This is a genomic window from Taklimakanibacter lacteus (assembly GCA_003576695.1).
Taxonomy (GTDB): Bacteria; Pseudomonadota; Alphaproteobacteria; order Rhizobiales; family Aestuariivirgaceae; genus Taklimakanibacter; species Taklimakanibacter lacteus.
In genome coordinates this window covers 122,603-145,642 of the sequence record QOZQ01000002.1, presented here as the reverse complement: position 1 = coordinate 145,642, position 23,040 = coordinate 122,603, and the positions used below count along the sequence as shown (strand labels likewise).

The 23,040-nt window shown below is 64.4% G+C and carries 21 protein-coding genes; 9 read left to right on the top strand and 12 right to left on the bottom strand.

Going from position 1 to position 23,040, the window contains the following annotated elements:
- Window positions 1-71 precede the first annotated feature (71 nt).
- The 8 genes from DT068_RS03715 to DT068_RS03680 form a co-directional block, all read right to left on the bottom strand.
- Window positions 72-1,139 (bottom strand): ABC transporter ATP-binding protein, encoded by a 1,068-nt coding sequence (locus DT068_RS03715; protein ID WP_119388439.1) that lies wholly within the window; start codon window positions 1,137-1,139, stop codon window positions 72-74.
- Window positions 1,136-1,936, bottom strand: a complete 801-nt coding sequence (locus DT068_RS03710) for an ABC transporter permease (protein WP_119388438.1) — start codon at window positions 1,934-1,936, stop codon at window positions 1,136-1,138. Before DT068_RS03710 ends, DT068_RS03715 begins: the two co-directional genes overlap by 4 nt.
- A gap of 1 nt (window position 1,937) precedes the next feature.
- Window positions 1,938-2,798, bottom strand: a complete 861-nt coding sequence (locus DT068_RS03705; protein ID WP_119388437.1) for an ABC transporter permease — start codon at window positions 2,796-2,798, stop codon at window positions 1,938-1,940.
- Between the two features lie 57 nt (window positions 2,799-2,855).
- The gene (locus DT068_RS03700) at window positions 2,856-3,827 is read right to left on the bottom strand and encodes an ABC transporter substrate-binding protein (protein WP_119388799.1); all 972 of its coding nucleotides are present in this window, start codon (window positions 3,825-3,827) and stop codon (window positions 2,856-2,858) included.
- Window positions 3,828-3,914: 87 nt separating this feature from the next.
- Window positions 3,915-5,384, bottom strand: coding sequence for an aldehyde dehydrogenase (locus tag DT068_RS03695; protein WP_119388436.1), 1,470 nt, complete (start codon window positions 5,382-5,384; stop codon window positions 3,915-3,917).
- 4 nt (window positions 5,385-5,388) lie between these two features.
- On the bottom strand, window positions 5,389-6,426 hold the full coding sequence (locus DT068_RS03690) for an LLM class flavin-dependent oxidoreductase (protein ID WP_119388435.1): 1,038 nt from the start codon (window positions 6,424-6,426) through the stop codon (window positions 5,389-5,391).
- 2 nt (window positions 6,427-6,428) lie between these two features.
- Complete coding sequence (locus DT068_RS03685; RefSeq protein WP_368904408.1) at window positions 6,429-8,171, bottom strand: alpha/beta fold hydrolase; 1,743 nt, start codon at window positions 8,169-8,171, stop codon at window positions 6,429-6,431.
- The gene (locus DT068_RS03680) at window positions 8,164-8,751 is read right to left on the bottom strand and encodes an amino acid synthesis family protein (protein WP_119388434.1); all 588 of its coding nucleotides are present in this window, start codon (window positions 8,749-8,751) and stop codon (window positions 8,164-8,166) included. The genes DT068_RS03685 and DT068_RS03680 overlap by 8 nt, the downstream gene beginning before the upstream one ends.
- A gap of 112 nt (window positions 8,752-8,863) precedes the next feature.
- Here DT068_RS03680 and DT068_RS03675 point away from each other — a divergent pair, with 112 nt between their 5' ends.
- The 9 genes from DT068_RS03675 (at window position 8,864) to DT068_RS03635 (ending at window position 19,890) form a co-directional block, all read left to right on the top strand.
- Complete coding sequence (locus tag DT068_RS03675; protein ID WP_119388797.1) at window positions 8,864-9,538, top strand: GntR family transcriptional regulator; 675 nt, start codon at window positions 8,864-8,866, stop codon at window positions 9,536-9,538.
- 189 nt (window positions 9,539-9,727) lie between these two features.
- Window positions 9,728-10,423 (top strand): response regulator, encoded by a 696-nt coding sequence (locus tag DT068_RS03670; protein ID WP_119388433.1) that lies wholly within the window; start codon window positions 9,728-9,730, stop codon window positions 10,421-10,423.
- A 144-nt stretch (window positions 10,424-10,567) separates the two neighbouring features.
- Complete coding sequence (locus tag DT068_RS03665; protein WP_119388432.1) at window positions 10,568-11,854, top strand: hydroxymethylglutaryl-CoA reductase; 1,287 nt, start codon at window positions 10,568-10,570, stop codon at window positions 11,852-11,854.
- On the top strand, window positions 11,851-12,789 hold the full coding sequence (locus DT068_RS03660; protein ID WP_368904407.1) for a UbiA family prenyltransferase: 939 nt from the start codon (window positions 11,851-11,853) through the stop codon (window positions 12,787-12,789). The genes DT068_RS03665 and DT068_RS03660 overlap by 4 nt, the downstream gene beginning before the upstream one ends.
- Window positions 12,786-15,242 carry a PEP/pyruvate-binding domain-containing protein gene (locus tag DT068_RS03655; protein ID WP_119388431.1) on the top strand — a complete coding sequence of 819 codons (2,457 nt, stop codon included), beginning with the start codon at window positions 12,786-12,788 and terminating at the stop codon, window positions 15,240-15,242. Before DT068_RS03660 ends, DT068_RS03655 begins: the two co-directional genes overlap by 4 nt.
- Window positions 15,232-16,329 carry a BtaA family protein gene (locus DT068_RS03650; RefSeq protein ID WP_119388430.1) on the top strand — a complete coding sequence of 366 codons (1,098 nt, stop codon included), beginning with the start codon at window positions 15,232-15,234 and terminating at the stop codon, window positions 16,327-16,329. The genes DT068_RS03655 and DT068_RS03650 overlap by 11 nt, the downstream gene beginning before the upstream one ends.
- Window positions 16,326-17,618 (top strand): diacylglycerol/polyprenol kinase family protein, encoded by a 1,293-nt coding sequence (locus DT068_RS03645; RefSeq protein ID WP_119388429.1) that lies wholly within the window; start codon window positions 16,326-16,328, stop codon window positions 17,616-17,618. Before DT068_RS03650 ends, DT068_RS03645 begins: the two co-directional genes overlap by 4 nt.
- The gene (locus DT068_RS03640; protein WP_119388428.1) at window positions 17,615-18,463 is read left to right on the top strand and encodes a hypothetical protein; all 849 of its coding nucleotides are present in this window, start codon (window positions 17,615-17,617) and stop codon (window positions 18,461-18,463) included. The genes DT068_RS03645 and DT068_RS03640 overlap by 4 nt, the downstream gene beginning before the upstream one ends.
- 5 nt (window positions 18,464-18,468) lie before the next feature.
- Entirely contained in the window at window positions 18,469-19,890 is a 1,422-nt protein-coding gene (locus DT068_RS03635) for an AMP-binding protein (RefSeq protein ID WP_119388427.1), read from the top strand.
- Here DT068_RS03635 and DT068_RS03630 read toward each other — a convergent pair.
- The 4 genes from DT068_RS03630 to DT068_RS03615 are packed head-to-tail and all read right to left on the bottom strand — an operon-like array spanning window position 19,887 to window position 23,038.
- On the bottom strand, window positions 19,887-20,774 hold the full coding sequence (locus DT068_RS03630) for an amidohydrolase family protein (protein ID WP_119388426.1): 888 nt from the start codon (window positions 20,772-20,774) through the stop codon (window positions 19,887-19,889). The two genes, DT068_RS03635 and DT068_RS03630, sit on opposite strands and share 4 nt — an antisense overlap.
- On the bottom strand, window positions 20,771-21,874 hold the full coding sequence (locus tag DT068_RS03625; RefSeq protein ID WP_119388425.1) for a vWA domain-containing protein: 1,104 nt from the start codon (window positions 21,872-21,874) through the stop codon (window positions 20,771-20,773). The genes DT068_RS03630 and DT068_RS03625 overlap by 4 nt, the downstream gene beginning before the upstream one ends.
- A complete protein-coding gene (locus tag DT068_RS03620; protein WP_119388424.1) occupies window positions 21,871-22,791 on the bottom strand; it encodes an AAA family ATPase in 921 nt (306 codons plus the stop codon). Before DT068_RS03620 ends, DT068_RS03625 begins: the two co-directional genes overlap by 4 nt.
- Window positions 22,730-23,038 (bottom strand): EthD family reductase, encoded by a 309-nt coding sequence (locus tag DT068_RS03615; protein ID WP_119388423.1) that lies wholly within the window; start codon window positions 23,036-23,038, stop codon window positions 22,730-22,732. Before DT068_RS03615 ends, DT068_RS03620 begins: the two co-directional genes overlap by 62 nt.
- Window positions 23,039-23,040 lie beyond the last annotated feature (2 nt).

The window sequence follows — 23,040 nt, the reverse complement described above, 5'->3', positions numbered from 1 at the left end:
GTGCGGGCACCGCTGTCCACATGCGCTTGTTCAGGGAGTCCCGGCGTTCGCCGGGATGACGGAATGGGTGGTCAGCAGAACAGATGGCTGTCGGCCGGGTTCCATTCGACATGGAGGGGGCCGGAAAGCGCGTTCGTCTTCACCGCCGATCCGGCGCCGCGCAGCCAGATTTCCTGGCCCCAGCCGGTTTCGAGCAGCACGCTCGATGTGTCGCCGAGAAAGGTCACGTCCTTGACCTTGACCGCGAGGCCGGCGCCCGAGCCCTGCACGAATTTGAGCGACTGCGGGCGCACCATCAGCTCAGGCGTTGCGGCATGGCCATTGCCGGCATGAGCGGGAATATTCTCGATGCGCGTGCCATCCGGCAGAATGGCGCTCGCGGCACTGCCGCGGCGTTCGACTTCGCGCACTTTGAGGAAATTCGAATCGCCGATGAAACCCGCGACGAAGCGCGTCGCCGGTCTGGCATAGAGATCCTCGCCTGATCCCACCTGCTCGATGCGGCCGTGATTGAAGACGGCGATGCGGTCCGACAGGCGCAAGGCTTCTTCCTGGTCATGCGTCACATAGAGGATGGTGACGCCGGTCTCCTGGTGGATGCGGCGGATCTCGACCTGGATCTCCTCGCGCAATTTCTTGTCGAGGGCGGACAGTGGCTCATCCATGAGGAGCACCGGCGGGTCATAGGCAAGCGCGCGCGCCAGCGCCACGCGCTGCTGCTGACCGCCCGAAAGCTGCGCCGGCAGGCGGTCTTCGAAGCCTTCGAGCCGCACCAGCGACAGCATGGCCTTGACCGTCTTTGCAATATCCGCAGCCGAATGCCCGCGTACGCGCAAGGGGAAGGCAATATTCTCGCCAACCGGCAGATGCGGGAAGAGCGTATAGCGCTGGAAGACCATGCCGATATTGCGCTTATGCGGCGGCGTGGCGAGGATCGAGCGGCCATCGATCGAGATGTCACCGGCGGAAGGATCATCGAAGCCGGCCACGGCATAAAGCGTCGTGCTCTTGCCCGAGCCCGAAGGCCCGAGAAAGGTCAGGAACTCGCCCTTCGGGATATTGAGCGACACGTCCTCCACGGCGACGATGCTGCCGAAGGTCTTGCGGAAGCCGCTGATGGTGAGGAAGCTGTCGGTCATTTGGCAAAGACCTTCCGGACAAGGCCGGCAACGGCCATCAAGATGAGGGTGAGCACGACGAGGATGGTGGAGGCGGCGGCGATCACCGGCGTCAGGTCCTGGCGCAGGGCGCCCCAGATGCGCACCGGCAGTGTCTGCAAGGTCGGGCTCGCCATGAAGATCGCCACCACGACCTCGTCCCAGGAAATCAGGAAGGAGAAGAGGGCTGCGGAAAACAGGCCGAGGCGGATCGCCGGCAAGGTCACCTTCCATTTGGCGAGCCAGGGCGAGGCGCCGCACAGGATGGCCGCGTCCTCGATCGACTTGTCGAAGGTCTCGAGCGCGTTGGTGATCGAGATCACGGCGAAGGGAAAAGCCAGGATCGTATGGGCGATGACGAAGCCGATGAGCGTGCCGCTCAAGCCGATGCGCAGGAACAGCGCATAGAGCGCCACCGCGAAGACGACGACGGGGAGGACCATGGGTGTCAGGAACAGTGCCTTGAGCCACAGGCGGCCGGGAAATTTTCCGCGCACCAGGGCGAAGCTCGCGAGGAGGCCGAGCACGACGGAGCAGATCGTCACCAGCGCGCCGACCTTGAGGCTCGTCCAGGCAGCGGCGAGCCAGCGCGGATCGGCGAAGAGCTCGCCGTACCAGCGCCAGGTCCAGGCCGGCGGCGGGAAGACCAGCCATTGCGAGGAGCCGAAGGAGAGTGCTGCAATGAACAGAACGGGGAGCAGCAGGAAAAGGCAGATGGCGATGGTGATCGCCCATAGTCCGAAGCGCAGGCCGCCCAGTCGGTCATAGGACAGAAGCATCTCAGCGTCCTCCGGCCGTGCCGGCGGCGCCGCTGAAATAGCGCAGCTGCAGGGCATAGATGGCGAGCGTGACGGTGAGCAGGATGAAGGCGGCGGCGCCGCCCAGGCCCCAGTTGAGCAGCGACTGGATGAGCTGCGCGATCATGCCGGCCAGCATCATATTGGCCGTGCCGCCCAAGAGCGACGGCGTCACGAAATAGCCGAGCGACATCACGAAGACCATGAGCGCGCCGGCAGCGGCCCCTGGCGCCGAGAGCGGCACCAGCACACGGCGGAAAATCTGCCAGCGCCCGGCGCCGCACAGAGCGGCGGCGTTCAATATCGCCGGATCGATGGCGCGCAAGGTCGCATGCAAAGGCAGGATGATGAAGGGCAGCATGATATAGACCATGCCGATGGTGACGCCGGTCAGGTTGTTGACCAGCGGCAAGGGCTCGGAGACGAGGCCCGTCGCCATCAGCATCTTGTTGATGACGCCGGTGCGCTGCAGCAGCACCATCCAGGCATAGGTGCGGGCGAGGAGATTGGTCCACATCGACAGGAGAATGACGGCGAAGACGATCCTGGCCCAGCGCTGCGGCATGATGGCGAGGAGCCAGGCGACCGGAAAGCCGAGCAGCAGCGAGAACAGTGTCACGACGCCCGCCACCAGGAAGGTGTTGAACAGCACGCGGGCATAGGTCGAGGTGGCGAAGAGCTCGGCATAATTCTGCAGACCAAGCTCGGGCTCGGTAATGCTGCGCAACAGCAGCGCCAGGACCGGCAACACGAAGAAGAAGGCGAGCAGCAAAAGGGCCGGGACGGCGTAACCCATGCCCGTCCAGCGGAATGGCTCCCTGATATCGGCTGTCGCGGTCACCATAGCTCAGGTCACCTCAAGAAGCCGGCAGGCGGCAGAACCGCCCGCCGGCGTCCGTTGTCACTTGGCCTGCCAGTCATACCAGCGCTTGGCGATCTCATCGCGATGCTGGGCCCAGTAGCCCATGTCGAGATTGATCTGGCCTTCGCTATGGGCGTCGGGCAGCGATGCGACGACGGCCGCATCCATCCGGGTCTTGGCGTTGATATTGATCGGCGCATAGCCGCTCCTGGTGGCGAGCACCGCCTGGCCATCGGCGCTGGTCGCGGTCGCCAAGAACTTCATCGCCGCTTCCTTGTTCCTGGCACCCTTCGGCACGACGAGAACATCGGCGGCGGTCAGGTTCTGGTTCCAGGATGCGGCGACATTGCCGCCGGTCTGCTGGATCGCGAAGATGCGGCCGTTCCAGAACATGCCGAGCGGCGCTTCGCCGGAGGCGAGGAACTGCTGCGATTCAGCGCCGCCGCCCCACCAGATGATGTCCTTCTTGATCGTGTCGAGCTTGGCGAAAGCGCGGTCGAGATCGAGCGGATAGAGCTTGTCGGGCGCGACGCCATCGGCAAGAAGGGCGATCTCGAGCACGCCCGGCGCCGACCATTTATAGAATGTCCGCTTGCCGGCGAATTTCGCCGTGTCGAACAGATCGGCCCAGGATTTGGGCTCCTCCTTCAGAACATCCTTGTTGTAGCCGAGCACGAAGGAATAATAGAAGCTGCCGACCGCATGGTCGGTCACGAAGCGCGGATCGATCTCTTTCTTGTCGACAATGGCGAAATCGATCGGCTCGAGCAGGCCCGCCTTGGCGGCGGCAATGGCGAAATCATATTCGACATCGACGACGTCCCAGGAGACATTGCCGCTGTCGACCATGGCCTTGAGCTTGCCATAGTCGGTGGGCCCGTCCTGCAGCACATTGATGCCCGAGGCTTTCGTATAGGGATCGGCCCAGGCTTCCTTCTGCGCGTCCTGGGTGGTGCCGCCCCAGCTCGTGAAGACGAGATCATCGGCATAAGCGGCGAAAGACGTCGCCATGGTGAAGGCTAAGGCAATGGACAGTTTCTTGAACACGGGTAATCCTCCTTGGATGTTGCTGTTTTTATTCTCTTGCTCGCCAGATCCTCATCGCATCACGAAAGGATCGGGGAAGGGATCATCCGTCGTCTTCAGCCACACCGATTTGGTGCGGGTGTAATCGAGGATGGAGTCGAGGCCGCCTTCGCGGCCGAAGCCCGACAGGCCATAGCCGCCGAAGGGCACGATGGGCGAAATGGCGCGATAGGTGTTCACCCAGACGATGCCGGCGCGGATCTTCCTCACCAGGCGATGGGCGCGTGCCAGGTCGCGGGTGAAGACACCGGAAGCGAGCCCGTAAGGCGTCGCATTGGCGAGGCGAAGCGCCTCGTCTTCATCATCGAAAGCGAGGACGGAGAGCACCGGCCCGAACAGTTCCTCATCGACCGAAGGCGAATTCACGCCCGTGCAGTCAAGGATGGTCGGGAGATAATAGAAGCCGCGGTCAAAACCGTCAGGCCGCTTGCCGCCGGTGATCAATCTCGCGCCGGCGGTGACGCTGGCAGCCACGATCTTTTCGATCCTGTCGCGCTGGCGTTCGGTGGCCAGCGGACCAAGCTCGGTTTCCTTCTGCTGCGGATCGCCGATGCGGATCTGACCGGCCTTGCGGGCGAGGATCTCCAGGAACCTGTCCTTGAGATCGCGTTGCACCAGAAGCCGTGAGCCTGCCACGCAGGACTGGCCGGTGGCGGCGAAGATGCCGGCCACCACGGCATTGGCGGCGCTGTCGATATCGGCGTCGCTGAAGACGACGATCGGCGACTTGCCGCCGAGCTCGAGGCTGGTGACGGCGAGATTGGCGGCCGAATTGCGCAGCACATGGCGCGCCGTCTCAGGCCCGCCGGTGAAGGCGATGCGCGAGACGAGCGGATGGGATGTGAGCGTGGCCCCGCATTCGGCGCCGAAACCGGTGATGATATTGACGACGCCCGGCGGAAAGCCCGCCTCGTGGATGAGCCTGGCGAAATCGAGCATGGGGCCAGGCGCTTCCTCGGAGGCCTTGAGGACGATGGTGCAGCCCGCCGCCAGCGCCGGCCCGAGCTTCACCGCCGAGAGGAAGAGCTGCGAGTTCCAGGGCACGATGGCGGCGACGACGCCGATGGGCTCGCGCCGGAGCCAGGCTTCCATGCCGGGCTTGTCGATCGGCAGGTAAGCGCCCTGGATCTTGTCGGCAAGGCCTGCATAATAGCGGTAATAGTCGGCGACATAGGCGATCTGGGACGAGGTCTCGCGGATGATCTTGCCGGTGTCGGCCGTCTCGATGGCGGCGAGCGCCGGCACGTTGGCGGCGATCAGATCGGCGAGACGATAAAGCAGCTTGCCGCGTTGAGTCGCGGTGAGATCCGCCCAGGCCGGATCGGTGAAGGCGCGATGGGCCGCCTTCACCGCCCGGTCGGTGCCGTCACGGCCTGCGTCGGGCATAAGCGCCCAGACTTCCCCGGTCGCAGGATTGCGGCTTTCGAAAGACGCAGGTCCCTCCTCGAAGCGGCCATCGATATAGTGCTGGAACTTGCGCATCGCTCTAGCCGAAAGCCGGAAGCACGTGATCGATGAAACGCCTGAGCGACTGCTTCTTGCGCTCCGTCGTCATGCCGGAATCGATCCACAGGCTGAATTCGTCATAGCCCAGCGCCTCATAGGCCTTGAGGCGCGCGACGACCTGATCGGGCGTGCCGGTCACGGTAGCTTTGAGCATGTTATCGACCGCATATTGCGGCATCGCCGCGAGATCCGCCTCGCTCAGCTCCTCGATCAGCGCCTGGCGGATGGGGCGCTCATTCTTGAACCAGGCCATGAAGTAGCCGTAGAAGCGACGCAGATCCTCGGCGGCCTTGCGGCAGTCGGCTGCATCAGCGCCCACGAAACCATGCATCAGCAGCATGATCTTCGGGCGCGGCGTTTCCGGATGCGCGGCACAGGCGTCATTGAAGCGCCCGATCAGCGTCTTCACTTCCTCATCGCCCTGATGCAGCGGCGTCACCTGGACATTGCAGCCATGGGCAAGGGCGAAATCATGCGATGAGGGATCGCGCGCCGCGACCCAGATCGGCGGATGCGGCTTCTGCACGGGCTTGGGCGAAGAGGTGGTCGAGGGGAAGGCCCAGTGCTTGCCCTGATGCGCATAGTCGCCGGCCCACAGGCCCTTCAGCGCCGGAACCATCTCGCGCAGATGCGAGCCCGCCGTCATGGCATCCATGCCGCCGGCGAGTCGCTGATATTCGAAACTATAGGCGCCGCGCGCAATGCCGATATCGAGGCGGCCGCCCGAGATGATGTCGGTCATCGCCGCTTCGCCGGCGAGCTTAAGCGGATGCCAGAACGGCGCCACCACCGTGCCGGTGCCGAGACGGACGGTCTTCGTGCGCCGCGCCAGATCGGCGATATTGATGAAGGGATTGGGGGCGATGGTGAAATCCATGCCATGATGCTCACCGGTCCAGATGGCATGCAGGCCGCCGGCATCGGCCATCTCGCAGAGCTCGATGAATTCGCGATAGAGCTCTTCATGGCTTTGGGCCGCGTTGAGCCGTTCCATATGTACGAAAAGAGAGAGTTTCATCGTCAGTCCACCGCCCTCACTTCACCCTGCTCATGGTCGCCGGAATAGATCTTGAAACGGCCTTGACGCCGCTCCTCGACAAAGCGCTTCAGCATGATGCGCGTCGCCTCATCGGGAAGCCGGTCCCAGGGAATGGCGTCGAACTCGACCAGCACCGCGGGGCCTTCGCGCGTGAGCACGGCATCGCCGCGGTAATAGATGGACTGGATGCGGGTCGAGGGATTCTCGAAGACGGCAAACAGGAAGCCGAGCGAGGCCTCGATGCCGCTGCCGAGAAGGGCTGATTTGAGCGCCGAGACGCTGCCGCTGGCACCAATGCGGCCGGCCTCCGGCAGGATGAGGCTCTTGCCGTCGGGACCTGGCATCAGCACCAGCCTGCCTTCGCTTTCGAGGATGGCGCCCACCACCGTGCGCCCGCCATGGGCCGCGGCATTCACCGCCGCCTGCTCGAGACCGAGCGCAACATAGCCCCCTCTCGCATAGCCCAGCGGATTGGCATCGCTATGGGCGAAGCCTCGAATGGCGCCCATGAGGATGACATGATCGCCGGCATCGATGACATCGGCGCGCGCGCAATCGAACCAGGCGACGGCGCCGTCGATCAGCGGATTGCCCGAGGTCGCGGCGTGCCAGGCAACGGCGGAGAATTTGTCGGCGCGCTTCGAGGCGAAGACGCCCGATATGTCCTTTTGGCTCTCGGCCAGGATATTCACGGCGAAGCCCCGGGCGGCCGTGAAGGTGGCGCAGCTCGATGCCGCCCTGGCGATGCAGACGAGAAGCAATGGCGGATCGAGCGAGACGGAAGTGAAGGAATTGGCGGTGAAGCCGCGCGGCGCTCCATCGGCATCGATGGTGGTCACGATGGTGACGCCGGTCATAAAACTGCCGAAGGCGGTGCGCAGATCGCGCGGGTCGATGCGGGTGACGGATTGCGCAAGGAATGCCCGCAGCGCCCGGTTGACCGCGTCGGGATCCACCAGATTCATCATATGGCGCTGGCCCTCGAGGATCAGCGCTTCGCCGCGAGGTGCCGCCTTCGCCATGGCGCGCGACATGGAAGGCGTCGAATTGGGATCGAGCGATCCGGTGGCGAAGAGCGCCGGCATGGCGAGTTCGCCGAGGCGGCCCGAAAAGGCATCATCACTCGTGGCGAAAATCCGGTAGGCGGCCGCATAGCCCCTGGGATCGACCGAGGTCAGCCATTGCCGCACCTGGTTGATCGTGGCGCCGTTCTCACCGCCATCGCCGAACCAGCGCTTGAGCGGGCCATCGGCATTGACCGCGCCACTGCTCATCGCGATCTCGCGCGCCCGCATCTCGACAGCTTTCCGGCTGGCGGGATCGCGCTCATAGACGGAATTGAGGACCGCGACACGCAAAGTGCGATCGGGATGCGCGAGGGCAAAGCCCAATGCGACGAGCCCGCCCATCGAATGGCCGACAATGGTGGCGGCAGGGATCCCAAGATCGTCGAGAAGCCGGCGCAGCTGCTCGACATAGGCGGAAAGGCCCGCATCTTCCGCCGGCAAGGCGCTGCCACCATGGCCCGCCATATCGAGCGCAATGACCTGATGGGTCGACGCGAAGGCCTCGATCTGGGGATGCCAGGCATCGGCATTGAGGCCTACACCATGGATGAAGACGATGGGCTCGCCTTGGCCCAGCCGCACATAGGAGGTGCCGCCCGCTTTCTCGCGCGGGAGCATCGTCTCCTGTCCGCCGCGCTTTGCGGCCGGATCAGACATTCGTGCCGCCGAGCTCACGCAGATCCTCATAGCGGTTGCCGATGCGGTGATGCGGGCGCCCGCCGATCGAGCCGCCAAGCGCCACCAGAATCTCGTCATGCGCCGGCGCATCGGGAATGGCGAAATGGATGGTGAGGTAATGCGAGCGCATGCCCTCATCGGCCTTGTGCATCAGGGGGATCATCACCGGCGCATTGGCGGGCCCGCGTATATTGGTGAAAGCGAGATAGCTCTTGGCGCCGACCGCCTTGCGGTAGTGATTGCCGAAACGCAGCGTGTGGATGAGGGCGGAAGCATGCTCGATCTCGCCATCGGTGCCGACGACGGCGGCCTTGCCATAGCCTTCGATGGCCTCGCCGGAGCCGGCGAGTTCGAGCATCATGCCGGTGAGGAGTTCACCCAGACGGGGAGCAATGTCCAGAATTTCAGGCTTGAGATCTTCAACGAAGCCGCGGCCGGCCCAGGGATTTTTGAGGACGGCGGCGGCGGCAAAGAGCTTGAGGGGGCGTTCGGCCGGCTTGCCGCCTTCGATCAGGGTCGATTCCGACAATATATGTGTCTTGCGCAAATGAAGGCTCATAGACTCGCTCAAAATTGTCTTCTGGTCTACTGTAAGATGGTATACAATCTGAGTCAAGCGACGGAATCGAAGGAGAGACGCGGCCGTGACCCATATCCAGGAGAGCGACGACATGGATGATCTGAGGATCAGCCAGGCGCCGAAGACGCTGCGCGAGATCGCGCTGGAACGGGTGCGCTCGGCCATCCTCGAATTCCGCTTCCAGCCCGGCGCCCGCCTGACCGAGCGCGATCTCTGCGCGCAGCTCGGCGTCAGCCGGTCGGTGGTGCGCGAGGTGCTGCGCCATCTGGAAACCGAAGGGCTGGTGCAGACCATCCCGCATCACGGGCCGATCGTCGCCAAGCTCGACCGCGACGCCGCCGCCCAGATCTATGAGATCCGCGGGCTGCTCGAAGCCTCTGCCGCTTTTGCCGCGGCCGAACATGCCGGCGCCGATGCGATCGAGAAGATGGGCACCGCCATGAACGATATCGAAAGCGCCTATGCGGCGCAGAACCATCGCGCCGTGCTCGCCGCCACCACGCGCTTCTACGAGACCATGTTCCTGTGCGGCGGCAAGGCGGTCGCCTGGGAAATGGTGCAGCGCCTCAATGGCCGCATCAGCCGGTTGCGCGCCATGACCATCGCCTCGGCGGGCCGGCATGTCAGCGGGCCGGCACAAATGCGCAAGATCCATGACGCCATCCGCCGGCATGATCCGGCGGCGGCGGCGACGGCCTGCCGCGAGCATGTGGCGCGCGCCGGCGCCATCGCGCAGACGCTGCTCAGCCAGCAACAGGACAGCTGATCTTCATTTTGCGCATCGGCTTATCCGAAAACCGCATGGCGCGTGACCAGGAAAAGTGTGCGCGGTTTTCCGTCCGATCACGCACCAAATTTTTGGACTGGATGGCCGCCTCTCGGGGCGGCCATGGACTTTTTGGGCCGATGCGTCACCACATCTTGGTGCCGGCCGCGGCCATGCTATCATCGCGGCATGTCCGGCAATATCCGAATCCTCGTCGTCGATGACGAGCCGCAGATCCAGCGCTTCCTCAAGCTCGGCCTCAATGCCGGCGGCTTTTCGGTCACGACGGCCGCGACCGCGGCGGAAGCCCTCAAGGCGATCGCCAGTTCGGCGCCCGATCTCGTCCTCCTCGATCTCGGCCTTCCCGATCTCGACGGCAAGGAGGTGATCCGCCAGACCCGCGCCTTCTCAGCTGTGCCGATCATCATCGTCTCGGCGCGCGAGCGCGAATCGGAGAAGATCGAGGCGCTCGATCTCGGTGCCGACGACTATGTCAACAAGCCCTTCGGCATCGGCGAGCTGCTCGCCCGCATCCGCACGGCGTTGCGCCATCACAACATCGCCGGCAATACGACGCCGGTGCTGAGCCATGGTCCGATCACGGTCGACGTGGCGGCGCACCGGGCAAGCAAGAACGGCGAAGGGCTCAAGCTGACGCCAAAGGAATTCGACCTACTGCTGCTGCTGTTGCGCAATTCAGGGCGGGTCATGACGCACCGCCAGATCCTCACCGCCATCTGGGGGCCGGCGCATGCCGAGGACATGCAGTATCTGCGCGTGCTCATCGGCCAGCTGCGCGGCAAGCTCGAGGAGGACCAGGCCAATCCGCGCTTTATCCAGACCGAGCCGGGCATCGGCTACCGGATCATGCCGGAGGACGTCTGACAGTTCGAGCATTATCTTAACGTAAACGTCAAATATTTTAGCGTTTAGCTGCTCATAACCCCTTAACCAAACCGCGCAAAGCGCCGTCCCGCCTGATACGGTATTCGTTTCAGATTCAAGGTTTTAACCGAGACTGCCGGTCCCATGTCCATCCTGCCGTCCCATGTCGTGACTTATCTCAAAAAGCTGCGGCAGAACTTCACCGCCGAGGAGATCGCCCAGCGCCTCAGCCCGAAATTCTCCAAATTGCAGAGCCTGCGCCCCAGCCGCAAGGCGACGGCGCAGTCGGTCGAGCTTCTATGGGAAAGGCTCGACGCCACAAGGCTGCCGGCGACAGGCGACCGGGCACTTATCGCCGATGCGGCAACGCTCGCCGCCGCTCCGCTCTATGAAGCGAATATCGAGAATTTCATCGGCACGGTGAAAGTCCCCGTCGGCCTCATCGGTCCGCTCCGCGTCAACGGCCTTCACGCCAATGGCGATTATTACGTGCCGCTGGCGACCACCGAAGCGGCGCTCGTCGCCTCCTATGGAAGAGGTGCCGAGATTGCCGGCAAGGCGGGCGGCATCACTTCGGTGCTGGTCAGCGAGGGCGTGCTTCGAAGCCCGGCCTTCCTGTTCGACCATTCCTTCGCCGCCGGGCAGTTCGTCGAATGGCTGGTGGGCCAGGCCGATGACCTCAGACAAGCCGCCGAAGCAACGACCAGCCATGGCCGCCTTGTGTCGATCGATCCCTTCATCGATCACGACACCGTCTTCCTCATCTGCCGCTACACGACGGGCGATGCGTCGGGCCAGAATATGGTGACCTTCGCCACCGATGCGCTGTGCCGGCACATCATCGAGCATACGCCGGTGAAGCCGCGGCGCTGGTTCATCGAGGCGAATTTCTCCGGCGACAAGAAGGCCTCGCATCTCGGCATACTGGCGGGGCGCGGCCGCAAGGTGACGGCGAGCGTGTTCCTGCCGGAAGAGCTCATCCGCAAATATCTGCATTGCGAGGTGGCGGCGATCGTCGCCTATGGCCAGGTCGCCAATCTGGGCGCCCTGCTCAGCGGCCAGATCGGCGCACAGGCGCATTATGCCAACGGACTTGCCGCCTTCTATATCGCCACCGGGCAGGATGCCGCCTGCGTCGCCGAATCGGCGGTCGGCTTCACGCGCCTCGAGCGGCGCGATGACGGCGTCTTTCTCTCGGTGACCTTGCCCAATATCCTGGTCGGCTCGGTCGGCGGCGGCACGAAGCTGCCGAGCCAGGGTGCGGCACTTCGGCTCATGGGCCTGCAGGGCGCCAACAAGGCATCGGCGCTGGCGGAAGTCGCCGCCGCCCTTTGCCTCGCGGGCGAGATCTCGATCATCGGCGCCATCGCCGCAGGGCATTTCAGCCGCGCCCATCTCAAGCTGGCGCGCGGCAGCAAGGCGTCTCCGTGACCGCCGATGCCGTCTCACAGATGCCGTTGATCAGAAGGCTGTGGATCTACCAGGCCGAGCGCTTCCCGTTGCTGCGCACCGGGCTCCTGCTGGCCGTCTTCACGGCCGCGAGCCTCTGCGTCTCGGCGCATCTGGCTTCGCGGCCGCTGCCCGCCATTTCGACCTTCGTCATCGTCTGGGCGGTCGTCTTCCTGCTGTTCTTCCAGATGCGGGCCTGCGACGAGGTCAAGGATTATGAAGATGATCTGCGCTTCCGGCCGGAGCGGCCGATCCAGCGCGGCCTGATCAGCCTCGGCCTCATCAAGACGCTGGGCATCATCTGCGCGCCGGTGATGCTGACGCTGACTTACTTTCTGTCACCTGCCCTCGTGATCTTTCTGCTTCTCGTCTGGCTGTGGCTCGGGCTGATGACGGTCGAGTTCTTCGTGCCCCTCTGGCTGAAAGCCCGCCCCTTTCTCTATCTCGCCTCGCATATGGCGATCATGCCGCTGATCGATCTCTTCATCACCGCGGCCGAATGGCTGCCCGCCGGCCGGGGCCCGCCGCGGGGCTTGTGGCTCTTCATCGCGCTTTCCTGCGCCAATGGCTGCGTCATCGAGGTCGGCCGCAAAATATGGGCGCCGGAGAATGAGCGTCCCGGCGTCGAGACCTATTCGAGCCTGCTCGGCCCTGAGCGCAGCGCCTGGCTGTGGGCGGGCTTCGCCACGGTCGCCTATCTCCTTCTGCTGGGCGTCGGCTATGTCGCGGGCGCACTTGCCATCATTGCGCTTCTCGGCGCCGCTGCTCTGGCGCTCGTCGTCCATACCGCCATGAAATTCGCCAAAGACTCCACCGCGCAAGGCCAGAAGCGGATCGATCAGCTCTCGGGGCTCTGGGTCCTCGCCTGCTACAGCCTTGCGGGCTTCGTGCCGCTTCTCTCGCGGGTGATCGGATGAGGTTCATCTATGAGCCCAGGGACCAGCCGCCCTTGAGCGCGGTGGGCGGCAAGGCCGCCGCTCTTGCCTTTCTCATCCATCAGGGCTTTCCCGTCCCCGCCTTTCTGATGGTCACATCGCAGGCCTTTTCCGGCGACAATCTGACTCCGGGCGCGAAGATGGAGATCGCCCGGCGGCTGGCCGAACTGGGACCCGGCCCCTTCGCGGTGCGCTCATCGGCCGTCGAGGAAGATGGAGCCGCCCATTCGCATGCCGGACAATTCCTCTCGCTGCTCGGCATCGAGCCGGATGATGTGCCGGAAGCGGTGGAGAAGGTCTGGCAGTCGGGGGCGCGCGAGAGCGTTCAGGCCTATCGCAGCGCCCGCGGCCTGGCGGGCGGGGGGCGGCCGGCCGTCATCATCCAGAAGCAGGTCAGGGCCCGTGCGGCGGGCGTCCTCTTCACCGCCGACCCGGTGAAGCGCGATCCGAACCGTATCGTCATCTCAGGCGTCGCCGGGCTCGGCGACAAGCTCGTCGGCGGCGAGGCCGATGGCGATGATTATGTCGTCGCCAAGAGCGACGGCCGCATGCTTGCGGGCCCCGAAGCGGGCGTCCTCTCGGCCACCGACCTGCGCAAGCTCCATGAGATGGCATGCAGGGCCGAAGCGGTTTTCGGCAAGCCCCAGGACATGGAATGGGCCTTCGACGAAGAAGCGCTCTTTGTGCTGCAGTCACGCCCGATCACCACGGCGATCGACCAGCCGGCGGCCGGCGACGATGTCATCATCTTCGACAATTCCAACATCATCGAAAGCTATCCGGGCGTCGTGGCACCCTTGACCTATAGTTTCGCGCAATATGCCTATGCGCGCGTCTACCGCATGTTCGTGCGCATGATCGGGGTGAGCGAGACGACCATCGCCGGCAATGCAGCGGTGTTCGAGAACATGCTGGGACGGCTCGACGGGCGGGTCTATTACAATCTCCTCAACTGGTATCGCGTGCTCGCCATGCTGCCGGGCTTCGCGCTCAACCGGGCCCATATGGAAACCATGATGGGGGTGAGCGAGCCTTTGCCCGACGAAATCGCCAATATGCTCATCACCAAGCCAAAAGGTGTCGCGGGACGGCTCGGCGAATATGGGCGGATGGCGCGCGGCATCTTCCGGCTCATCGCCCATGCTTTCGGCCTCAAGCGCATGATCGCCGGTTTCTATCAGCGGCTGAACCAGGCGCTCGCCCGGCCGGCCAGCTCGCTCGATGCGATGCCCCTGTCGGAGCTCGCCCGGGAATACCGGCGCATCGAGCTGAGCCTGCTCGACCGCTGGGACGCGCCGCTCATCAACGACTTCCTGTGCATGATGGCCTTCGGCGCCTCGCGCAAGCTCATGGGCAAATGGGCGGGCGAAGCGGGCATCAGACTCCATAGCGACATATTGATCGGCCAGGGCGATATCATCTCGGCGGAGCCGGCGCGTCTGATCCGCGAGATGGGACAGCTCATCAAGGACGATGCCTCCGCCATCGACGCTCTCGCGGCGGGAGATGCTTCAATGCTCGCGCGCCACGGCGATCTCGATGCGCAGGTCCGGCGCTATATCGACAAATTCGGCGACCGCTGCACCGAGGAGCTCAAGCTCGAAAGCCTGTCACTCAATGACGACCCGGCGCCACTGCTCAAGGCCATCGCCGCTTCGGCGCGGAGCCCGGCACAGGCGAGGCCGCGCGGCGGAGACCCGCTCGCGCAGATCAGGAGCCTCTTCGCCGGCAAGCCCGTCAAAGCCTTCCTCGCCCGCCGGCTGATGACCTGGACCAAGAACCGGGTGCGCGACCGGGAGAATCTGCGCTTCGAACGCACCCGCATCTTCGGGCGGGCACGCAGGCTCTTTCTCACCTGCGGCGAGCGGCTCGCAGCCCAGGGCCTGCTGGCGGAGAAGCGCGATATCATGTTCCTGACGGTGCAGGAGATCCTCGGCACCATCGAAGGCTTCGCCGTCAGCACCGATCTCAAGGGGCTCGCTGCCTTGCGCAAGCAGGAATTGCAGGAGGCAGCGCGCCATCCCGATCCGCCGGAACGGGTGACCATCGCCGGCGCCGCGACGGGTTTTGCGCGCGCGGCCCATGCGGTGAGGCCCGCTTCATCTTCCGACCGGCAGCGCCAGGGGACCGGCTGTTCCGCCGGGCTGGTGACGGCCATCGCTTGCGTGGTCGAGGACCCGCGCCAGCAGATCGTCAAGCCGGGCGAGATCCTGGTGGCGCGCCATACCGATCCCGGCTGGATCGCCGCTTTCTCCAATGCATCCGCCATCATCGTCGAGCGCGGCAGCCTCCTGTCGCATTCGGCGATCGTGGCGCGCGAGCTCGGCATTCCCTGCGTGGTCGGCCTCAAGGGCGCGATGCATTGGATCAGGACCGGCGAGCAACTGACCGTCGACGGCGCCACGGGCCAGGTGAGCAAGACCGATGCGCAGTGAGATCGAAGGCAAAGCCGATTTCGAGCAGATCCGCTATGCGCAGCTTTGGGAAGATGCCGATGTGCTGAATAGGGCGCTCGGCCACCGTCCCGGCGCCCGGCTGGTGTCGATCTGCTCGGCCGGCGACAATGCGCTGGCCATGCTGCTGCTCGATCCCGAGCGCGTCATCGCGATCGACCTCTCGGCGGCGCAGGTCGCCTGTCTCCATTTGCGCATCGCCATGCTGCGCCGCCTCGATCACGGCGAGTTCCTCGAACTCATGGGCTCGCGGCCGTCGGAGCGGCGGGCATCGCTGCTCGATCGCGCGAGCGCAGACCTGCCCGAGCGGGACTGTTCCTTCTGGCGGTCACAGAAGGACGCCATCGTGGCGCATGGGCTGGGCGGCATCGGCAAGTTCGAACGCTATTTCCGCCTGTTCCGGCAGGTCTTCCTGCCGCTCGTCCATAGCCAGAAAACTGTCGCCGATGTCTTCCGTTCGCGCCCTGGACCTGAGCGTGAGACATTCATGCGCCAGCGCTGGAACAGCTGGCGCTGGCGCCTGCTGCTCAATGTGTTCTTCTCCAATTTCACCATGGGACGGCTGGGGCGCGATCCTGCTTTCTTCGACCATGTCGAGGGCAGCGCCGCGCAGCATGTCGCGCGCCGCATCGAACATGCGGCCATCGACCTCGATCCCGCCGACAATCCCTATCTGCACTGGATCCTCACCGGCCGGCATGGCAGGGCGCTGCCGCTCGCCTGGCGACCGGAACATTACGACACTATCCGATCCCGCCTCGACCGACTGGATGTCCGGCATTCACCGCTCGAGGATGTGATCGCCGGCGGGCAGCGCTTCGACGGCTTCAACCTGTCGGACATATTCGAATATATGAGCCTGGTGGTGTTCGAGAATGTCTATGGATCGATCCTCGCGGCCGCCGAGCCCCAGGCCCGGCTCGTCTATTGGAACATGATGGTGCCACGCCGGGTGCCGATCAGCTTTCGTGACCGGGTCAGGACGCTCAGCGATATCGAGATTTCGGGAAAAGCACAGGACAAGGCGTTCTTCTATTCCGATTTCGTCGTGGAGGAAGTCCTGCCATGACGGTCACGCAGAATCTTCTGCTGGTCGTCGGCTCGATCGCCCTCATTTTGGCGCTGATGTATCTGCTGCGCCGGATCGCCGGGCGATTTGCGATCGCGCCCGAAATGCAGCGCAAGATTATCCATGTGATGACCGGCCTCTATGCGCTGGCTCTGCCCTTCATCTTCACCGATCTGTGGCCGGTCTTCCTGCTCGTCGCCCTTTCGGTCGCCACCATGCTGGTGCTGCGCCTGGCCCGCTTCTCGTCCGATGGGCTTTCCAGCGTGCTGCATGCGGTGAAGCGGCCATCCTATGGCGAGATCTATCTGTCGCTCGCGGTCGGTCTCCTGTTCTTCCGCTCGCAAGGAGCGCCGGTGCTCTATGTCCTGCCGATCCTGATCCTCACTCTTTCAGATGCCGCCGCCGCCCTGGTCGGCAGCGCCTATGGCAGCAGGCGCTATCTGATCGCCGATGGCGTCAAGAGCCTGGAAGGGATGGCCGCCTGCTTCACCGTCACCTGGCTCGTGGCGATGATCGCCCTCATGCTGATGAGCGATATCGCCGAGCTCAATGTCATCGTGCTCAGCTTTCTCATCGCCGCCTTCGCCACGCTGATCGAGGCCGATTCCTGGCGCGGGCTCGACAATCTCTTCGTGCCCATCGGCGTGCATCTGCTGCTGGCCACGCATCTCACCTCCGATCCGATGACGCTCCTGATGCTGGCCGGGCTGTTCATCATGGCGACAGGCGGCATCCTCACCGCCGTCCCTTATCTCGGATTGACGCCGCATGCGGCGCGCGTCGTCATCGCGCTCATCTTCCTCATTTGCACCTATTCGACGGTGGCGACGGCGATCCTGCCTTTGCTCGCGGTCGCGGCCCATCTCCTGGCAAGGGCCTGGCGCAAGAGCGAAGACGAATTTCCCGATCTCGAATTCCTCGGCAGCGCGGCGCTGGTCAGCCTCGCCTGGCTGTTCGCGGGTGAAATGTCGGGCCGCACGACGGTCGCCTTCTATGGGCTGACATTCGGTCTTGCCGCCGCCGCCCTCTTCGGCCTGGCGCTCACGGGCCACTGGCGCGCGCTCGCGATCCCGGGAGGTGCTGCCCTCATCGCCATCGTGCACGGCGTGACCAGCCGGGAAATCCCGGAGCCGATCGGCTGGTGGGCCATTGGCATTTCGGTTGCCGCCGTCATGGCGGTCACGCTTGCGTTACCCCGGCTCTTCGCGCACCGGCGCGCCATCGGCATATTCGCGCTCAGCCTCGTTTCGCCCGTTACTCTATTCCTGATCAGGGAAATTTCGACATGACGACCGCCCAATCCATCACCGTTCCCGGCGCCAGCGCCATGCTCTATCGCGACGGCCCTGCGCATGACGGGCGCGAGACGGCGGCGATCGGCAAATTCAGCTGCGATACGGCCGAGGCCGGCCAACATCTGCTCGACCAGGCCGTGGCCCAGCTGCGCGCCGAAGCCTTCGGCGCCGTCATCGGACCGATGGATGGCGATACCTGGCACAGCTATCGCCTGGTGTCGGAGAGCGACGGCACGCCGCCTTTCCTGCTTGAGCCCACAAGCCTCCCGCAGGACAGGCAAGCCTTCATTTCCGCCGGCTTCATGCCCATTTCCGACTATGTCTCGGCGCGCACCGCGATTACCCCGGCGATCCTCTGCCAGGCGCCCTTCGCGCTTCCCGGCCTCACCGTCACCGCCTGGGACGGAAAGAATGCCGAAGGGCTGATCGGCCCGCTCTTCGAATTGTCGGGCGCCGCCTTCGCCAGAAACGCCTATTACAAGCCGCTCGACCTCGAAGGCTTTCGCGCGCTCTATGAGCCGGTGATCCCGCGCATCGATCCGCGCCATGTGATGTTCGCGCGCGACGACTCAGGCAAGCTCGTGGGCTTCATCTTCTCCATCCCCAACTGGCTCGAAGGGCCGAAGCCCACGACTCTGATCATCAAGACCTATGCGACGACGGTCAGAGGCGGCGGGCGCATGCTGCTCGACCTCGCCCATCACAAGGCCGCCGAGCTCGGCTTCACCCATGCCATCCATGCGCTGATGCACAATGACAATATTTCGCGCAATGCCAGCGCCAAGCATGGCGGCAAGGTGTTCCGCAGCTATCAGCTGATGGGCAGGTTGCTGGACTAGACGCGATGAACCTGCTCGACCCCTTCCTGCGCAAGGCCGCCTCATGGGGCGACCGGCCGGCGATCATCGATCCCGGAAGCGGGACAATCAGCTTTGCCGATCTCGCCGCACGCTCGGACCATATGGCGGCAAGCTGGCGCAAAGCCGGGCTCGCGGCGGGCGACCGAGTCCTGATCGCGGTGCCTTTCGGCATCGATCTTTATATCGCGATTGCCGCGCTGTGGCGGCTTGGCGCCACGATCGTCTTTCCCGAGCCGGCGCTCGGGCTCAGCGGGCTGCGCCACGCGGTCGAGATCGCCCAGCCGAAAGCGGTGCTGACGGCAGGTCCCTATCGCCTGCTGCGCTATATCGTGCCGGCTTTCTGGAAAGTGCCCCTCAATCTGCATTATGACGAGACGCAGCGCGGCAGTGATGTCCTGCATGAGGCCACGCATGATCATCCGGCCCTCATCTCCTTCACCAGCGGATCGACCGGCAGGCCCAAGGCGATCATCCGCAGCCATGGCTTCCTTGCCGCGCAAAATGCCGAGATGGGCGCCGTGCTTAAAGCTGAGCGCGATCATGAGACCGATCTCGTGTGCTTTCCGGTGCTGGTGATCGCCAATCTCGCCTCAGGCATCACCTCGCTGCTGCCGAGCTGGAAATTGTCACAGCACGACAAGGCCACCGCGGTCCAGGTCGCGACGCTCATCCGCGATCACCAGGCGAGCCGGGCCCTCATCCCGCCGGTCCTGTGCGAGACGCTGGCCAGAGGCGGCGAGATGCCGGGCCTGCGCCAGGTCTTCACCGGCGGCGGGCCGGTCTATCCCGATATCCTGCAGAAACTGTCCGATCGGCATCCGCGTCTCGACATCGTCTCGATCTATGGATCGACGGAGGCCGAGCCGATCGCGGCGCAATCGCTCAGGAATACTCAGGCTTCCGATTGGCAGAAGATGAAGACCGGCCAGGGCCTGCTGGCCGGGCGGCCAGGTGCGGGAACGCGCCTTGTGCTGCTCGATGATGAGATCACCGTCACCGGCCCCCATGTGAACAAGGGCTATCTCGGCGGCCAGGGCGACGCCGAGAACAAGATCACGCGCGATGGCGAGATCTGGCACCGCACCGGCGATGCCGGCCTCATGGATGAGGATGGCCGCCTGTGGCTCAAGGGCCGGTTGAAAGCCCGCGCCGGGCGCTATTTTCCCTTCGAGGTCGAGGCCGCGGCGCGCTTCTGGCCCGGCGTGCGGCAAGCGGCGCTGATTCCTGAGCGCGTGCCGGAGACGCTGGCGCTCGCCGGCGATGAGGCCCATGCGGCGCAGTGGAAGCAGAAAGCGCGCGATGATTTCGGCATCGAGATCGCGGTGGTGAACGCCATACCGCTCGACAGAAGGCACCGTTCGAAAGTGGATTATGTCGAGCTGGCGCGGCGAACAGCGCGCAGTTAGGGAATCCTATAAACCCGCTTCGCCGTGCCGGAGAACATCTTCTCCTGCGCATCGGCCGGATAGTCGGCCAGGGCCGCGCGATAGGCGGCGATGAGCTCATCATAGCTCGCCCATAATTTCTCGATCGGGAAATTGGAGCCGAACAGGCAGCGCTCAGGCCCGAACATGCCGATCGTCTCGCGCGCTATCGCGCCGATCTGGCGGGCATCGACCGCGTGGATGAAAGTGCCGAGGCCTGAGAGCTTCGAGACGACATTGGGCTGGCGGGCAAGCTTCAGCATGCCGGAGCGCCAGACGCCGCGGCCGATGACGGACAGGTCCTCCAGCATGCCGGCATGCTGGAGAATGAAAGTGACAGAGGGGAAGTCCGCCGCGAGCTCGGCCGCATCGGCCATCTGGCCGGCGAAGACCTGCAGATCGAAGCTCAGGCCGTAATCGGCGAGATACGACATGTTGCGCCGGAATTTCGCGTCGCGCATCAGATCGGGCCTGGCCGCGAAGCGATATTGCGGATTCTCATGCCAGTGCAGCTGCATCCTTATCCCACGCAGCAGAGGGTAGCGCTTCAGGCGGTCAAGCGCAGGCCTCACATCGTCCACCATCAGATCGGCATAGCCCACAATGGCATGGGGCCAGCCTGTCTCATCGGCGGTCTTCTGCACATAGGCCACTTCCTGCTCGAAATTCTCCCTGGCCCAGTTGGCCTGGACATAGACCGATTTGGTGACACCCGATTTCGCGATATCGGCCAGATATTCGCTGATCGGATAGTCACGGCGGATCGCTTCATAGGGGCCGAAAATGCGCGGCAGCATCGGGCCTGCGAGCCAGGGCAGATCCTGCTGGCGCCAGATATGGTGATGGGCGTCGATGATGGCGGTCATGATGGCGCCCCGATGCCGAGCGTGTGATCGACGAGGCTCGCCAGCGTGGCGCCATTGTCGAGCCGATCGAGTAATGAGAGGATGCTCTTCAGCCCGGCCGTCTCGGGGCGGAAGCGCGGATCGGCGGCCAGCGGCGTCAGCCAGGCGAGATACCAGGCGCGGCGGGTGATGCGCGCGATCGCCTCGCGCATCTGCGCCGGATCGCCACGCTCCAGCCCATCCGAGAGAACGAGGACGACGGCGCCGCGCAGCAGCGAAGCATAGCGCGGATTGGCGATGAAAGCCTGCAGCGCCGGGCCGATCCTTGTGCCGCCATCCCAATCATCGACCAAAGCGGCAGCACTGGCCAGCGCCTTCCCCTCGTCGCGCTGACGCAGCGGCCGGCTGATGCGCGTCAGCCTGGTGCCGAAGGTGAAGGTCTCCACCTTGTCCGCCAGCTGGGTCAGCGCATGGGCATAGCGCAGGTAATCCTCGGTATGCGCCTTCATCGAGCCCGATATGTCGATCAGCAGCACGATCGGCCGCTCGAGCTTCTGCCGGCGGGCCTGCATCAGGCGCAATATATCGCCATCATGCGCCACGACCTGGCGCATCGAGCGCCGCAGATCGAGACTCTGACCTTTGCGGTCCGACACCTTGCGAAAGCCCAAGCGGCGCGGCAAAGCTTGCGGGGCCTTCCTCTTCAGCCGGGTTATCGCTTCGTCGCCCGGGTTCACGCCGAATTTCCGGACGCTCAGCATCTCCTGTCCGGTCGCGAATTTGCCCGAACGGCCCGGGTCTCTCAGCTCCGGCGGCTCGCTGTCGCCACGGCCTGTCTCTTTCACGGCCGCCTCTTCCTCCGGCAGGCTCCTTGCCGCCGCCATTACCGAAGCCTGCTCGTAGAAGAAAGCGTGGAACAGCGCATCGAATTCCGGGCGCCGGTCCGGCGGCGGTGCCAAAGTGGCGTGCGCGGCCTGCCTGATGCTGTCGATGCTCTTCGGCCCAAGCAGGCGCACGGCCCCGAGAAACATCACGACCTGCTCATGCGCGAGCGCAAAGCCATGGTCGCGCAGCAGATGCGTGAAATCGACGAGCAGCCTGGCGACATGCGGCAACTTCATGAGGCGCAGGCCTTGTCGAGAAGCGCATCGAGCTCAGGCCGCGCCAGAGCGAGATCCTCCTCATCCTTGATGGCAACGCCGATCGAGCGGCGGAAGGCCTCCGGCCAGCTTCTGCCGCCTTTTTCGAGCAGGCTTGCGGCATTGGCCCAGTCGATCGCCTCCGATATTCCGGGCGCCTTGGCGAGCGGCAGGCGGCGCAGGCCGTTGACGGCCAAGACCACGGCCTTGGCGGCTGCGCGCGCCACATCAGGGGCGCGCAGCATGATGATCTGCTCCTCGCGCTCGGCGTCCGGATAGGCGATCCAGCTATAGATGCAGCGCCGGCGCAGGGCCTCATGCAGTTCGCGGGTGCGGTTCGAAGTCAGGATGACGAAGGGCGGCGAGGCCGCCTTCAGCGTGCCGCGCTCGGGGATGGAGATCTGGAAGTCGGACAGGAATTCGAGCAGGAAGGCCTCGAATTCATGATCGGCACGGTCGATCTCATCGATCAGCAGCAATGTGCCCGCCGGATCCTTCAGCGCCTTGAGCAAGGGGCGCTCGATCAGGAACTCATCCGAATAGAGATCGGCATCGTGATCGCGCCTGAGGCTCAGAAGCTGGCGGGCATAGTTCCATTCATAGAGCGCGTGGCCGGCATCGATGCCTTCATAGCATTGCAGCCGAATGAGATTTAACCCGAGGGCGGAACTGAGCGCCTTGGCGGCCTCGGTCTTGCCGACACCCGGCATGCCTTCGAGAAGCAAAGGCTTGCCGAGTCTGAGCGCCAGGAAGACCGCCGTGCTCAGTTCTTCGCCGGGCAGATAAAGCTCATGCTCGAGGTGCTTGGCCAGCGCTTCGGGTGATGCGATCTCTTTTTCAGACAAAGACTTTCTCTTCAACCAGGAAATGGAACCGGCTGGCGCAATGCGATGCGGCATCGCCGCCCGCCGCCTTGCCCTCATCGGTGGCCATGGCGGCAAGCCGTGCCTCGGCGCTGTCGAACCACATCTCGCTCACCGCGTCGTAAGGATTGTCGGCATTCTCCTCGCGCGCGACATTCATGCGATAGCCGCGCAGGCCAGGAAGCTTCTTGGCGAGGACTGGATGCTCGGACTGGGCCCATTCGCGGAAATCGGCAAGGCTCATATCGGTGCGGCGCTTCATCAGGGACATGACTTTGAACATGG